A 12,488-nucleotide genomic window follows, 5' to 3' on the forward strand; every position below is an offset into this window, starting at 1 on the left:
CGACCTGGGGTCGCGCAAGTAAATCAGCCGCGGTGTCGAGACTCCACTGCGTTGCGCAGGGTGTCGATCAACGCCTGGATGCGGGCGTGTTGCATTTTCATCGAAGCCTTGTTGACCACCAGGCGCGAGCTGATCGTGGCGATCAGCTCCTGAGGTTCCAGGCCATTGGCGCGCAGGGTGTTACCGGTGTCGACCACGTCGATGATCTTGTCGGCCAGACCGATCAACGGCGCGAGTTCCATCGAGCCGTAAAGCTTGATGATGTCGACCTGACGGCCCTGCTCGGCGTAGTAACGCTTGGCGACGTTGACGAACTTGGTCGCCACGCGCAGACGGCCCTTGGGCTCGACCGCGCCGATCTTGCCGGCGGTCATCAGTTTGCACTGGGCGATCTGCAGGTCCAGTGGCTCGTACAGGCCCTGGCCGGTGTATTCCATCAACACGTCTTTACCGGCCACGCCGAGGTCGGCCGCGCCATGCTCGACATAGGTCGGCACGTCGGTGGCGCGCACGATGAGCAGGCGTACGTCTGCCTGCGTCGTGGGGATGATCAGCTTGCGGCTCTTGTCCGGATTCTCGGTCGGCACGATGCCCGCTTCAGCGAGAAGCGGCAGGGTGTCGTCAAGGATGCGGCCCTTGGACAGTGCGATGGTCAACATGGGAAACGTCAGTCCTTATCAAGGTACTCATGTCCGGTCACAATCGGCGCCGGACACACATCGAGCCGATACCGGCTCGATTCAAAACGAATTCAACGGGCACATCCTTGTGCCCATGCAGCAGCTATTAGCCCGGAACGCGACGGATCTTGGCGCCCAGCATCTGCAGTTTTTCTTCGATGCACTCGTAACCACGGTCGATGTGGTAGATGCGGTCGATCAGGGTATCGCCTTCGGCAACGAGCGCCGAAATCACCAGGCTGGCCGAAGCACGCAGGTCGGTTGCCATCACTGGCGCGCCTTTGAGGACTTCAGTACCGGTGACGATGGCGGTGTTGCCTTCGACCTGGATCTTGGCGCCCATGCGGTGCAGTTCGTAGACGTGCATGAAGCGGTTTTCGAAGATCGTCTCGATCACTGCGCCAGTGCCTTCGGCAATGGCGTTGAGCGAGATGAACTGTGCCTGCATGTCAGTCGGGAACGCCGGGTACGGCGCAGTGCGCACGTTGACCGCTTTCGGGCGCTTGCCATGCATGTTCAGCTCGATCCAGTCTTCACCGCTGGTGACCTCTGCGCCGGCTTCACGGAGTTTTTCCAAAACCGCTTCGAGGATGGTCGGATCGGTATCCTTGACCTTCACACGACCGCCGGTCACTGCAGCGGCCACCAGATAGGTGCCGGTTTCGATACGGTCAGGCATGACTTTGTAGAAGCACGACCCCAGACGCTCAACGCCATCAATGGTGATGGTGTCAGTGCCGGCACCGGAAACCTTGGCGCCCATGGCGTTGAGGAAGTTCGCCAGGTCAACCACTTCAGGCTCACGCGCCGCGTTCTGCAGCACGCTGCGGCCCTTTGCCAGAGCAGCAGCCATCATGATGTTTTCGGTACCGGTCACACTCACGGTATCGAAGAAAAAGCTCGCGCCGCGCAAGCCGCCTTCAGGCGCCTTGGCCTTGATGTAGCCGCCTTCGACGTCGATTACCGCGCCCATGGCTTCGAGGCCACGGATGTGCAGGTCGACCGGACGCGAGCCGATGGCGCAACCGCCAGGCAGTGCGACTTCGGCTTCACCGAAACGGGCAACCATCGGGCCCAGTACCAGGATCGACGCACGCATGGTTTTCACCAGTTCGTACGGAGCGATCAGGGTCTTGATGGTGCGCGGGTCGATTTCGACGCTGAGTTTCTCGTCGATCACAGGCTCAATGCCCATGCGACCGAACAGCTCGATCATCGTGGTGATGTCGTGCAGGTGAGGCAGGTTGCCAACCGTCACCGGGCCATCGCACAGCAGGGTGGCTGCCAGGATCGGCAGGGCGGAGTTCTTTGCCCCGGAGATGCGGATTTCGCCATCAAGACGAACGCCGCCGGTAATAATCAGTTTATCCATAAGAATCTCGACGCCCTTAGGCTCAGGTGCGCTCGGCCCAGGCCGCGCTGCTGAAAAATTTCATAGTGACCGCATGGATGCTGCCATCGGTGATCCATGGGTTCAAATGGGCATAGATCTGCTGCTGACGCTTCACCGGGCTCAACGCCGCCAGTTCATCGCTAATCACGTTCAGCTGGAAATTGCAGCCTTCGCCCTCAACTTCTACCAACGTTCCGGGCAGCTTTCCTTCAAGGAAGCTCTTCACTTCTACGGCCTGCATGCTCAACCTCAATCGGCGCCCTGTGCGCACGGGTCGGACATCATACAAAAAAGCCCCGCGCCTGCGAACCCCGCATGGCAGGACTCTGACGGGGGGCTTCTTTATCGATGCGAATTCAGTGTAGCGCCAGCACTTCGGTCAGCTCGCTGACCTGAGCGATTTCGCGCATGTCGTCGGGCATCGCCCTGATGCTGACAGCCTTGCCGGCCGCTTGAGCATCGCGCATGAAGCACAGCAGCAACGACAAACCGATGCTGCTGGACTTCTTTACGCCCGAGCAGTCGATGACCAGCGACGAAGCCTTGCTGGACTTGATCAGCGCCTCACCTTCCTTGCGCAGATCAGGCCCGGTGCGGTAGTCCAGCACTCCGCTGAGCAAAAGCTCATCGACATCACTCATACGCACTGCCGCCTCTTTCATTGCGCTGGCTTCACGGCAGCTTTGTCGGTTTCTTCTTTGGCTTTGGCGACTTCACCGGCCCAACCGTTGATGGTCGCGTCCAGGTTGTTGCCATTGCGCTGCATCGCATCAGAGAACTGATCACGGAACAGCTTGCCGATGTTGATACCGTTGATGATCACATTGCGCAGCTTCCACTCGCCGTTGATCTTCTCGAGCGTGTACTGCACGGGATAGATCGCGCCGTTGCTGCCCTTGACGGTCATGCCGACGCTGGTGCGATCGCCCGACTCGTCCTTGGCCGGATCAACGGTGATGCCCTGGTTGTTGTACTCAAGCAAGGCGTTGCCATAGAACTGGAACAGGCCTTTCTTGAAGTTTTCCTGGAATGTCTGCATCTGTGCCGGTGTCGCCTTGCGCGAATACTTGACCGTCATGATGCTTTTGGAAATGCCTTCGGCATCCACCACAGGGCCGACAATGTTGTTCAGCGCGGTATAGAAATCCTGCGGATCCTGTTTGTACTTTTCTTTATTGGCCGCCAGGTCAGCCAACATCCGGTTCGTGGTGTCCTGAACCAGATCGTGCGCCGACTGCGCCGCCACAGCAGTGCCCATCAATGGCAATGTCGCAAGCAGCACCAACAGTCCACGTCGCAAGGTAGAGATCATTCAAAAGCTCCTCATTTGGCGTCTTTGCTAACGGTATTGAGCAGGAATTTACCGATCAGGTCTTCCAGTACCAGTGACGACTGCGTGTCGTGAATGGTTCCACCATCCTTCAGACGGGCGTCTTCCCCGCCCACACTGATACCGATGTACTTCTCGCCCAGCAGACCAGCGGTCAGGATAGACGCTGTGGAATCGGTCGGCAGATTGTCGACTTTCTTATCCACTTGCAGGGTCACCCGACCGGTGAAGCTGTCGCGATCCAGATCGATTGCCGTGACCTTACCGATTGTTACGCCGGCCATGGTCACTTTGGCTCTGACCGTCAAACCGGCGATATTGTCAAAGTAGGCATAAAGTTTATAGGTGTCGGTGGTCGAAGTCGGAGACAGGCCACTGACCCGCAAAGCAAGCAGCAGCAAAGCCAGGATCCCTGCCAGCAGGAACAGGCCGACACCGATTTCCAGGGTGCGGTTTTGCATCAGAAATCTCCAAACATCAAAGCGGTCAGAATAAAGTCCAGGCCGAGCACTGCCAGCGAGGCAAACACCACGGTCTTGGTGGTGGCACGACTGATCCCCTCTGAAGTGGGCTCACAGTCATAGCCTTGGAATACGGCGATCCAGGTCACTACGAAGGCGAAAACGATACTTTTGATGACACCGTTGAGCACATCACTGGTGAAGTTCACGCTGTTCTGCATGTTCGCCCAATAGGAGCCTTCATACACGCCCAGCCAGTCGACAGCCACCCACGAGCCGCCCCAGATGCCCACCACACTAAAAATCATCGCCAGCACCGGCAGGGAGATGAAACCCGCCCACAGACGCGGCGCGATAATGTATTTGAGCGGGTCGACACCGATCATTTCCAGGCTGGAAAGCTGTTCGGTGGATTTCATGTTGCCGATTTCCGCGGTCAATGCCGAACCGGCACGCCCGGCAAACAACAGCGCCGTCACCACCGGGCCCAGTTCACGCAGCAGGGTCAAAGCAACCATCTGCCCTACCGCCTGCTCCGAACCGTAGCTCGACAGAATACTGAAGCCCTGTAATGCCAGCACCATGCCGATAAAGATACCGGAGACCACGATGATCACCAGCGACATGACGCCCACCGAATGCAACTGTTTGACCAACAGACCAAAACCGCCGCTGATGCCACCACGACCGATCAAGGCGTGAAACAGGAACAGCGTTGCACGACCAAACACCGCAATAGCGTCGATCGCCGCTTCGCCAAACCGGCGTACGCGTTCTATTAATGAAATTCTGCGCATCAGCGCTTCCCCAGAAGATCTGCGCGGTAATCCGTCGCTGGAAAGTGGTACGGAACCGGGCCGTCAGGGTCGCCCGTCATGAACTGACGAATACGCGGTTCGTCCGAGTTCATCAGTTCATCCGGCGTGCCCTGCCCCAGTACCTGACCGTCGCCGACTATATAGAGGTAGTCGGCAATGCTCGCGGTTTCAGCCAGATCGTGGGACACCACGATACTGGTGATCCCCAGCGCATCATTGAGCAGACGGATCAGACGCACCAACACACCCATGGCGATTGGGTCCTGACCAACAAACGGTTCGTCATACATGAGGATCTGTGGATCGAGCGCAATTGCCCTCGCCAGAGCCACGCGACGCTTCATGCCGCCGGACAGTTCGTCGGGCATCAAATCGATGGCGCCGCGCAGGCCAACGGCCTGCAGCTTGAGCAGGACGATGTCGCGGATCATTTCTTCCGGCAATTGGGTATGAACGCGCAGGGGAAAAGCGACGTTCTCGAAAACATCGAGATCGGTGAACAGCGCACCGCTCTGAAACAGCACGCCCATGTGCTTGCGTGCATCGAACAGATCGCTGCGCGAAAGCTGCGGCAGGTTCTGACCGTTCACCCAGACTTCGCCACTGGAAGGACGCAACTGTGCGCCCATCAACCGCAACAGGGTGGTCTTGCCACACCCGGAAGGCCCCATGATGCCGGTGACCTTGCCGCGCGGGATGCGGATATCGACGTTATTGAAAATGCTGCGCGCACCGCGCTTGAAGGAGACTCCCTTCAGCTCGACCGCGTAGGCGTTATCGGCACTCATCTAAACTCCTTGCGATGCAGCCTCTCACTCGGACGCCTGGCTCTCTTTAAAAAGCACTTACATCCCGGGCAGGCCGAACTGGCGGCGAACTATATCACTGCAAAGGCCAAGCGCCCAAGGCCTGTGCCGGGCTGTGTTCAGCGATAAAGGGGGGACTGGAGGCCGTTTTGCCGGGTTTTGGTAACGAGGAATGATAAAGCACGACGAACTTGCGTGAGGCTTTGCAACATAACCGCTATAATCGCCGCCTTTTCATCGGGCTATACGATTTCTGACATGAGCCAATCCAGCGACCTGATTCAATCGGCACAACGCACCATCCGCCTCGAAATGGAAGCCGTAGAAGGCTTGTTGCCCCATATCGACGCCGATTTCGTACGCGCCTGCGAGATGATTCTGGCCAGCAAAGGCCGTGTGGTGGTGGTCGGCATGGGCAAGTCCGGGCACGTCGGCAACAAGATTGCTGCGACCCTGGCCAGCACCGGCACCCCCGCTTTTTTCGTACACCCGGCCGAAGCCAGCCACGGCGACATGGGCATGATCACTCGCGATGACGTGATCCTGGCCCTCTCGAACTCCGGCTCGACCAACGAAATTGTCACCCTGCTGCCCTTGATCAAGCGTCTGGGCATCCAGTTGATCAGCGTGACCGGCAATCCGGCTTCGCCGCTGGCCAAAGCCGCCGAAGTCAACCTCAACGTTCACGTCGAGCACGAAGCCTGCCCGCTGAACCTGGCGCCGACCTCCTCGACCACCGCGGCACTGGTCATGGGTGACGCCCTGGCCGTTGCATTGCTGGAAGCGCGCGGCTTTACCGCTGAAGATTTTGCTTTCTCTCACCCGGGCGGTGCGCTGGGTCGTCGTCTGCTGCTGAAAGTGGAAAACGTCATGCACAGCGGGCAAGAGCTGCCGAAAGTGCAACGCGGCACTCTGCTCAAGGACGCTCTGATGGAAATGACCCGCAAGGGTCTGGGCATGACCGTGATTCTTGAAGCCGACGGCAAGCTCGCCGGGATCTTCACCGATGGCGATTTGCGCCGCACGCTGGATCGCAGCATCGACATCCGCAGCGCGACCATCGACCAGGTGATGACGGCCCACGGCAAGACCGCCCGGCCCGAAATGCTCGCCGCCGAAGCCCTGAAAATCATGGAAGACCACCGAATCAACGCGCTGGTAGTTGTCGATGAGGAAGATCGCCCGGTCGGCGCCTTCAACCTCTCCGACCTGCTGCGCGCAGGAGTGATGTAATGAGCACCGATCTGCTGCAACGCGCAAAAGCGATCAAACTGGCGGTTTTCGACGTCGACGGCGTCCTTACCGACGGACGCCTGTACTTCCTTGAAGACGGCAGCGAGTTCAAGACGTTCAACACCCTCGACGGTCAAGGCATCAAAATGCTGATGAACGCTGGCGTGCAGACCGCCATCATCAGCGGCCGTAAAACGCCCGTGGTCGAGCGCCGAGCGAAAAACCTCGGCATCGCGCACCTGTTTCAGGGCCGCGAAGACAAATTGGTGGTTCTGGACGGTCTACTTGAGCAACTGGGCCTAAGCTATGAACAGGTCGCCTACCTCGGTGACGACCTGCCCGACCTGCCGGTGATCCGCCGCGTAGGCTTGGGCATGGCCGTGGCCAACGCCGCTGATTTCGTCCGCGAACACGCCCATGGCGTGACCCGGGCCCGCGGCGGCGAAGGTGCCGCCCGTGAATTCTGCGAATTGATCCTGCGCGCCCAGGGCCGCCTTGATGCGGCCAACGCCGCGTACCTGTGAGCCAAAAAATGTTCAGCAAAAAATTTCGTAACTTCCTGCTCTTCGCCTGTATAGCCGCGATATTCGCGGCGGTCGGCTACTGGAACATCAGCCCGGAACGCTTTCTCGACAAACCTCCAACCTCGTCGGTAGACGCCCCTATCGACTGGTATGCGACCAACACGCATACCTTGCAATACCTTCCGGACGGCAAAGTGCAGTATGAAATGACGTCCGACAAGGCCGAACACGTCAAGGCGACCGACATCACACTGGTGACCAAGCCCGACCTGAGCATGTACCGCGGGACAGCGTTCCCATGGCACGTGACCAGTGAGCGCGGCGAAGTGAACTCGGGCGGCACCGAAGTCGAGTTGATCGACTCGGTACGCGTCAAGCGCACCGATGAAAAGAACCGCGACACCCTGATCACGTCGACTCGCATGACGGTGTTCCCGCAGCAGCAATATGCGCAGACCGCGCAACCCGTTAGAATCGACGGCGCTGGGGGTGTATCGACTGGCGTGGGAATGAAAGCGTATCTGAAGGAAAGCAGGATACACCTGCTATCGAACGTAAGAGGACAGTATGAGGCTCGTTAAAACCCTCCCTATTTTGCTCAGTCTGGGCGCAGCACTGGGAAGCGTGAGCGCCTGGGCTCTGCCGAACGATCAAGAGCAGCCGATCCGCATTCAGGCCGACGATGCCCAACTGGACGACAAGAATGGCGTTGCCACCTATAAAGGCGACGTGATCATCACTCAGGGCTCGATGAAGGTTACCGGCAACACCGTGACCATCACTCGCACTCCGGCCGGTGACATCGACGTGGTGACCTCGGTGGGCAACCTTGCCTACTTCGAGCAACTGCAAACCGCCGGCGACAAGAAACCCGTTCAAGGCTGGGGCGTAACGATCCAGTACCATGCAGCGCAGAACCGCGTCGTGCTGATCGACAAGGCCAAGGTTGTCGACAAGGACGACAACATCACCCAAGGCGAGAAAATCGTCTACGACACGGTGAAGAAACTGGCCAGTGCCGGTCGCGCTACCGGCAGCAAGGTCACCGAGTCGCGTCCACGCATCGACATGGTGATCCAGCCGAAGAAGAAAACCGACGAGAAAACCCAGTAATGGCAACTCTGAAAGCTCAGCACCTGGCCAAGGCCTATAAAAGCCGCCAGGTCGTGCGTGACGTCAGCCTGTCGATCGACAGCGGCCAGATTGTTGGCCTGCTCGGCCCGAACGGTGCCGGCAAGACCACATGCTTCTACATGATTGTCGGCCTGGTACAGGCCGATCAGGGCCGCGTGCTGATCGACGATCTGGACGTCAGCCACCAGCCAATGCACGGTCGCGCAAAGGCTGGTATCGGCTATCTACCGCAAGAGGCCTCGATCTTCCGCAAGCTGTCGGTGGCCGACAACATCATGGCCATCCTCGAGACCCGTCAGGAGCTCGACAAGGCCGGTCGTCGCAAGGAGCTGGAAAGCCTGCTGCAGGAATTTCACATCAGCCACATCCGCGACAACCTGGGCATGAGCCTGTCCGGTGGTGAACGCCGCCGAGTGGAAATCGCGCGCGCCCTGGCAACCGCACCGAAATTCATCCTGCTCGACGAACCGTTCGCCGGTGTCGACCCGATCTCGGTCGGCGACATCAAGCAGATCATCCACCACCTCAAGGCCAAGGGCATCGGTGTACTGATCACCGACCACAACGTGCGTGAGACGCTGGATATCTGTGAAACCGCTTACATCGTCAACGACGGCCAGTTGATTGCCGAAGGCGACGCAGAAACCATCCTGGCCAACGATCTGGTCAAGGAAGTGTATCTGGGTCACGAGTTCCGCCTGTAAACGCGACAGCGCCCGGAGAGACGCGCGGGCGCTGTATCGATTCAAGCAGGATTTAATACGCTTTAATTGTTACAACGCTCTAGGCAAACACTTCAGTTTCAGGCATATAATTTGCTTAAGTTTGGCGCTTCGGCGCTCTGTAGTGGATGGCGCATGTGCGCCGGCGAATAAGGTGTTAAGCCCCTGCCATGAAACCATCGCTAGTCTTGAGAATGGGCCAGCAGCTGACGATGACACCTCAGCTGCAACAGGCCATCCGTCTGCTCCAATTGTCGACCCTGGATCTGCAACAGGAAATCCAGGAGGCCCTGGAATCCAATCCGATGCTCGAGCGCCAGGAAGAAGGCGACGACTTCGACAACTCAGACCCTCTGGCCGACAACGCCGAGCAGAAGCCCAACACCGAAATTCAGGAACCGTCCTATCAGGAAACCGCTCCGACGGTGGACAATCTGGAAGATGGCGAATGGAGCGAGCGTATCCCCAACGAGCTTCCGGTCGACACGGCCTGGGAGGACGTCTATCAGACCAGCGCCAGCAGCCTGCCCAGCAGCGATGACGACGAATGGGACTTCACCACCCGCACCTCCGCTGGTGAAAGTCTGCAAAGCCACCTGCTGTGGCAGCTCAATCTCGCCCCGATGTCAGACACCGACCGACTGATCGCCGTCACCCTGGTCGACTGCATAAACAACCAGGGCTACCTGGACGAAACCCTCGAAGAAATCCTCGAAGCGTTCGACCCGGAACTGGACATCGAGCTGGACGAAATCGAAGCCGTTCTGCACCGCATTCAGCAGTTTGAACCCGCTGGCATCGGCGCCCGCAACCTCGGCGAATGCCTGTTGCTGCAACTGCGCCAGTTGTCGGCGAAGACACCATGGCTGACTGAAGCGAAACGTCTGGTCACCGACTACATCGACTTGCTCGGCAGCCGCGATTACAACCAGTTGATGCGGCGCATGAAACTCAAGGAAGATGAACTGCGTCAAGTCATCGAACTGGTGCAGAGCCTCAACCCGCGTCCGGGCTCTCAGATCGAATCCAGTGAAGCCGAATACGTCGTCCCTGACGTCATTGTGCGCAAGGACAATGAACGCTGGCTGGTCGAACTGAATCAGGAATCAGTGCCCCGCCTGCGGGTCAACGCCCAGTACGCCGGCTTCGTACGCCGCGCCGACACCAGCGCCGACAACACCTTCATGCGCAACCAGTTGCAGGAAGCCCGCTGGTTCATCAAGAGCCTGCAAAGCCGCAACGAAACCTTGATGAAAGTGGCCACCCAGATCGTCGAACATCAGCGCGGCTTTCTGGAATACGGGGACGAAGCCATGAAGCCACTGGTTCTGCATGACATCGCCGAAGCGGTTGGCATGCACGAATCGACGATTTCCCGAGTGACCACACAGAAGTTCATGCATACCCCGCGCGGTATCTATGAATTGAAATACTTTTTCTCAAGCCACGTCAGCACCTCCGAAGGCGGTGAATGCTCGTCCACGGCGATCCGCGCGATCATCAAAAAACTGGTTGCTGCGGAAAATCAGAAAAAGCCGTTGAGTGACAGCAAGATCGCTGGTTTACTGGAGGCACAAGGCATTCAGGTGGCTCGCCGCACCGTCGCCAAGTACCGCGAATCCCTTGGGATCGCGCCTTCGAGCGAACGCAAGCGGTTGATGTAAGCCACGTTACAGCGTTCCAGTGGCAGGCTATCCAGCCTGCCGCTTTATGCACTGGCAACGAAGGAGAAGCTGTATGCAAGTCAACATCAGTGGACACCAACTGGAAGTGACCGAACCTCTGCGCACCTACATCAACGAGAAACTCGAACGATTGGAGCGCCATTTCGACAAGATCACCAACGTACAAGTCACGATGTGCGTCGAAAAGCTCAAGCAGAAAATCGAAGCCACCTTGCATATTCCCGGCAGTGAAGTGGTCGCCAACGCGGAACATACCGATATGTACGCCGCGATCGACGCCCTGACCGACAAGCTGGATAAACAACTCAAAAAGCATAAGGAAAAGACCCAGAGCCTGCTCCAGGGCGCTACCGGTCGATAACCCCCCACTCCATGATCCGACTTGAAAATATCCTGACCCCCGGCCGTTCTCTTGTGAACGTGCCGGGCGGCAGTAAAAAGAAAGCCCTCGAACAAATTGCCAACCTGATCGCTCGCGAAGTGCCGGCGCTGGAGATGCAAGATGTCTTCGAGGCCCTGATTGCCCGTGAAAAACTCGGTTCCACCGGTTTTGGCAACGGCATCGCCATTCCTCACTGTCGCCTCAAGGGTTGCGAGTCGCCAATCAGCGCCTTGATGCACCTTGAAGCGCCGATCGACTTCGACGCCATCGATGGTGCGCCGGTTGATCTGTTGTTCGTGCTACTGGTACCCGAAGCTGCCACCGATGCGCACCTGGAATTGCTGCGCCAGATTGCCAGCATGCTGGACCGCAAGGATGTGCGCGATAAATTGCGCAGTGCTTCGAGCAACGAAGCCTTGTACCAGGTCGTCGTGGACGAACAAAGCGGGCATTAATCATGCGCTTGATCATCGTCAGTGGCCGCTCCGGCTCGGGCAAAAGCACCGCACTGAATGTCCTTGAGGACAGCGGTTACTACTGCATCGACAACCTGCCGGCAGGCTTGTTGCCAGAACTGGCTGAACGCGCACTGATACACACTGAATTGGCACAACCGCTGGTGGCAGTGTCGATCGATGCGCGCAACCTGCCGAGCCATCTCTCGCGCTTCCCCGAGTTGCTGGAAGAAGTCCGCAGCCGCCACATCCAGTGCGATGTGCTTTATCTGGACGCCGACGAAGAAACCCTGCTCAAGCGTTTTTCGGAAACCCGTCGGCGCCATCCACTGAGCACCGCCAACCGCTCACTGGCCGAAGCGATCAGCGATGAAACCGCTCTGCTCGGCCCAATCGCCGATCTGGCCGATCTGAAGATCAACACCACCCACCTGAACCTGTACCAGTTGCGCGACACCATCAAGTTGCGCCTGCTCAATCAGCCTGAACCCGGAACAGCATTTCTCGTTGAGTCATTCGGCTTCAAACGCGGCATGCCGGTCGACGCAGACGTGGTGTTCGACGTGCGCTGCCTGCCCAACCCGTACTGGAAGCCAGAACTGCGCGCGCAATCAGGGCTCGATGCGCCGGTGGCCGAATACCTGGCGGCGCAGCCGGAAGTCGAGGAAATGTTCCAGGACATTTACGCCTACCTGCACAAATGGCTGCCGCGTTTCGCCGCGAGCAATCGCGCCTACGTCACCATTGCCATTGGCTGCACCGGCGGGCATCACCGCTCCGTCTACCTGACCGAACGCCTGGGTCAGGCCCTGCACAAAACCCTGAAGAACGTCCAGGTTCGCCACCGCGACCTCACTTAAAGGAT

General features: G+C 58.4%; 17 protein-coding genes. 9 read left to right on the plus strand and 8 right to left on the minus strand.

All coding sequences use genetic code 11. The annotated features are described in order from the left end of the window. Positions 1-23: 23 nt before the first annotated feature. The 8 genes from hisG to K5E40_RS05665 all read right to left on the minus strand — a co-directional run bounded on the left by hisG (position 24) and on the right by K5E40_RS05665 (position 5,470). The gene (gene hisG, locus K5E40_RS05630; RefSeq protein ID WP_221730028.1) at positions 24-659 is read right to left on the minus strand and encodes an ATP phosphoribosyltransferase; all 636 of its coding nucleotides are present in this window, start codon (positions 657-659) and stop codon (positions 24-26) included. A 127-nt stretch (positions 660-786) separates the two neighbouring features. Next, positions 787-2,052 carry a UDP-N-acetylglucosamine 1-carboxyvinyltransferase gene (murA, locus tag K5E40_RS05635; protein ID WP_045122295.1) on the minus strand — a complete coding sequence of 422 codons (1,266 nt, stop codon included), beginning with the start codon at positions 2,050-2,052 and terminating at the stop codon, positions 787-789. A gap of 22 nt (positions 2,053-2,074) precedes the next feature. Continuing rightward, the gene (locus K5E40_RS05640) at positions 2,075-2,314 is read right to left on the minus strand and encodes a BolA family protein (protein ID WP_007912386.1); all 240 of its coding nucleotides are present in this window, start codon (positions 2,312-2,314) and stop codon (positions 2,075-2,077) included. A gap of 115 nt (positions 2,315-2,429) precedes the next feature. Beyond that, positions 2,430-2,735 (minus strand): lipid asymmetry maintenance protein MlaB, encoded by a 306-nt coding sequence (locus K5E40_RS05645; protein WP_221730029.1) that lies wholly within the window; start codon positions 2,733-2,735, stop codon positions 2,430-2,432. Further along, the gene (locus tag K5E40_RS05650) at positions 2,732-3,385 is read right to left on the minus strand and encodes a phospholipid-binding protein MlaC (protein WP_221730030.1); all 654 of its coding nucleotides are present in this window, start codon (positions 3,383-3,385) and stop codon (positions 2,732-2,734) included. Before K5E40_RS05650 ends, K5E40_RS05645 begins: the two co-directional genes overlap by 4 nt. A gap of 11 nt (positions 3,386-3,396) precedes the next feature. Next, positions 3,397-3,864, minus strand: coding sequence for an outer membrane lipid asymmetry maintenance protein MlaD (gene mlaD / locus K5E40_RS05655; RefSeq protein WP_095190863.1), 468 nt, complete (start codon positions 3,862-3,864; stop codon positions 3,397-3,399). Next, entirely contained in the window at positions 3,864-4,661 is a 798-nt protein-coding gene (gene mlaE, locus K5E40_RS05660) for a lipid asymmetry maintenance ABC transporter permease subunit MlaE (RefSeq protein WP_221730031.1), read from the minus strand. The genes mlaD and mlaE overlap by 1 nt, the downstream gene beginning before the upstream one ends. After that, entirely contained in the window at positions 4,661-5,470 is an 810-nt protein-coding gene (locus K5E40_RS05665) for an ATP-binding cassette domain-containing protein (protein WP_221730032.1), read from the minus strand. The genes mlaE and K5E40_RS05665 overlap by 1 nt, the downstream gene beginning before the upstream one ends. A gap of 276 nt (positions 5,471-5,746) precedes the next feature. Here K5E40_RS05665 and K5E40_RS05670 point away from each other — a divergent pair, with 276 nt between their 5' ends. The 9 genes from K5E40_RS05670 (at position 5,747) to rapZ (ending at position 12,483) form a co-directional block, all read left to right on the plus strand. Further along, positions 5,747-6,721 carry a KpsF/GutQ family sugar-phosphate isomerase gene (locus tag K5E40_RS05670; RefSeq protein WP_221730033.1) on the plus strand — a complete coding sequence of 325 codons (975 nt, stop codon included), beginning with the start codon at positions 5,747-5,749 and terminating at the stop codon, positions 6,719-6,721. Further along, positions 6,721-7,245, plus strand: coding sequence for an HAD family hydrolase (locus K5E40_RS05675; RefSeq protein ID WP_221730034.1), 525 nt, complete (start codon positions 6,721-6,723; stop codon positions 7,243-7,245). The genes K5E40_RS05670 and K5E40_RS05675 overlap by 1 nt, the downstream gene beginning before the upstream one ends. 8 nt (positions 7,246-7,253) lie before the next feature. Continuing rightward, positions 7,254-7,826, plus strand: coding sequence for an LPS export ABC transporter periplasmic protein LptC (gene lptC, locus K5E40_RS05680; RefSeq protein WP_221730035.1), 573 nt, complete (start codon positions 7,254-7,256; stop codon positions 7,824-7,826). Further along, complete coding sequence (gene lptA, locus K5E40_RS05685; protein WP_221730036.1) at positions 7,813-8,358, plus strand: lipopolysaccharide transport periplasmic protein LptA; 546 nt, start codon at positions 7,813-7,815, stop codon at positions 8,356-8,358. Before lptC ends, lptA begins: the two co-directional genes overlap by 14 nt. Continuing rightward, a complete protein-coding gene (lptB, locus tag K5E40_RS05690; RefSeq protein WP_008085069.1) occupies positions 8,358-9,083 on the plus strand; it encodes an LPS export ABC transporter ATP-binding protein in 726 nt (241 codons plus the stop codon). Before lptA ends, lptB begins: the two co-directional genes overlap by 1 nt. A gap of 188 nt (positions 9,084-9,271) precedes the next feature. Further along, positions 9,272-10,765 carry an RNA polymerase factor sigma-54 gene (locus tag K5E40_RS05695; RefSeq protein ID WP_221730037.1) on the plus strand — a complete coding sequence of 498 codons (1,494 nt, stop codon included), beginning with the start codon at positions 9,272-9,274 and terminating at the stop codon, positions 10,763-10,765. A 73-nt stretch (positions 10,766-10,838) separates the two neighbouring features. Beyond that, complete coding sequence (hpf, locus tag K5E40_RS05700) at positions 10,839-11,147, plus strand: ribosome hibernation-promoting factor, HPF/YfiA family (protein WP_187676780.1); 309 nt, start codon at positions 10,839-10,841, stop codon at positions 11,145-11,147. A gap of 11 nt (positions 11,148-11,158) precedes the next feature. Beyond that, a complete protein-coding gene (ptsN, locus tag K5E40_RS05705; RefSeq protein WP_221730038.1) occupies positions 11,159-11,623 on the plus strand; it encodes a PTS IIA-like nitrogen regulatory protein PtsN in 465 nt (154 codons plus the stop codon). A gap of 2 nt (positions 11,624-11,625) precedes the next feature. Continuing rightward, on the plus strand, positions 11,626-12,483 hold the full coding sequence (rapZ, locus tag K5E40_RS05710; protein ID WP_221730039.1) for an RNase adapter RapZ: 858 nt from the start codon (positions 11,626-11,628) through the stop codon (positions 12,481-12,483). The last annotated feature ends 5 nt before the right edge of the window (positions 12,484-12,488 follow it).

The sequence above is a fragment of the Pseudomonas baetica genome (genome assembly GCF_019733355.1).
In the GTDB taxonomy this organism is placed as follows: domain Bacteria; phylum Pseudomonadota; class Gammaproteobacteria; order Pseudomonadales; family Pseudomonadaceae; genus Aquipseudomonas; species Aquipseudomonas baetica_A.

Coding starts and splice junctions, on each gene's coding strand:
- lptC (WP_221730035.1), top strand. CDS start 7,254: ATGTTCAGCAAAAAATTTCGTAACTTCCTGCTCTTCGCCTGTATAGCC.
- mlaD (WP_095190863.1), bottom strand. CDS start 3,864: ATGCAAAACCGCACCCTGGAAATCGGTGTCGGCCTGTTCCTGCTGGCA.
- K5E40_RS05665 (WP_221730032.1), bottom strand. CDS start 5,470: ATGAGTGCCGATAACGCCTACGCGGTCGAGCTGAAGGGAGTCTCCTTC.
- hisG (WP_221730028.1), bottom strand. CDS start 659: ATGTTGACCATCGCACTGTCCAAGGGCCGCATCCTTGACGACACCCTG.
- K5E40_RS05695 (WP_221730037.1), top strand. CDS start 9,272: ATGAAACCATCGCTAGTCTTGAGAATGGGCCAGCAGCTGACGATGACA.
- ptsN (WP_221730038.1), top strand. CDS start 11,159: ATGATCCGACTTGAAAATATCCTGACCCCCGGCCGTTCTCTTGTGAAC.
- K5E40_RS05640 (WP_007912386.1), bottom strand. CDS start 2,314: ATGCAGGCCGTAGAAGTGAAGAGCTTCCTTGAAGGAAAGCTGCCCGGA.
- K5E40_RS05670 (WP_221730033.1), top strand. CDS start 5,747: ATGAGCCAATCCAGCGACCTGATTCAATCGGCACAACGCACCATCCGC.
- K5E40_RS05650 (WP_221730030.1), bottom strand. CDS start 3,385: ATGATCTCTACCTTGCGACGTGGACTGTTGGTGCTGCTTGCGACATTG.
- K5E40_RS05645 (WP_221730029.1), bottom strand. CDS start 2,735: ATGAAAGAGGCGGCAGTGCGTATGAGTGATGTCGATGAGCTTTTGCTC.
- rapZ (WP_221730039.1), top strand. CDS start 11,626: ATGCGCTTGATCATCGTCAGTGGCCGCTCCGGCTCGGGCAAAAGCACC.
- K5E40_RS05675 (WP_221730034.1), top strand. CDS start 6,721: ATGAGCACCGATCTGCTGCAACGCGCAAAAGCGATCAAACTGGCGGTT.
- lptA (WP_221730036.1), top strand. CDS start 7,813: ATGAGGCTCGTTAAAACCCTCCCTATTTTGCTCAGTCTGGGCGCAGCA.
- lptB (WP_008085069.1), top strand. CDS start 8,358: ATGGCAACTCTGAAAGCTCAGCACCTGGCCAAGGCCTATAAAAGCCGC.
- mlaE (WP_221730031.1), bottom strand. CDS start 4,661: ATGCGCAGAATTTCATTAATAGAACGCGTACGCCGGTTTGGCGAAGCG.
- murA (WP_045122295.1), bottom strand. CDS start 2,052: ATGGATAAACTGATTATTACCGGCGGCGTTCGTCTTGATGGCGAAATC.
- hpf (WP_187676780.1), top strand. CDS start 10,839: ATGCAAGTCAACATCAGTGGACACCAACTGGAAGTGACCGAACCTCTG.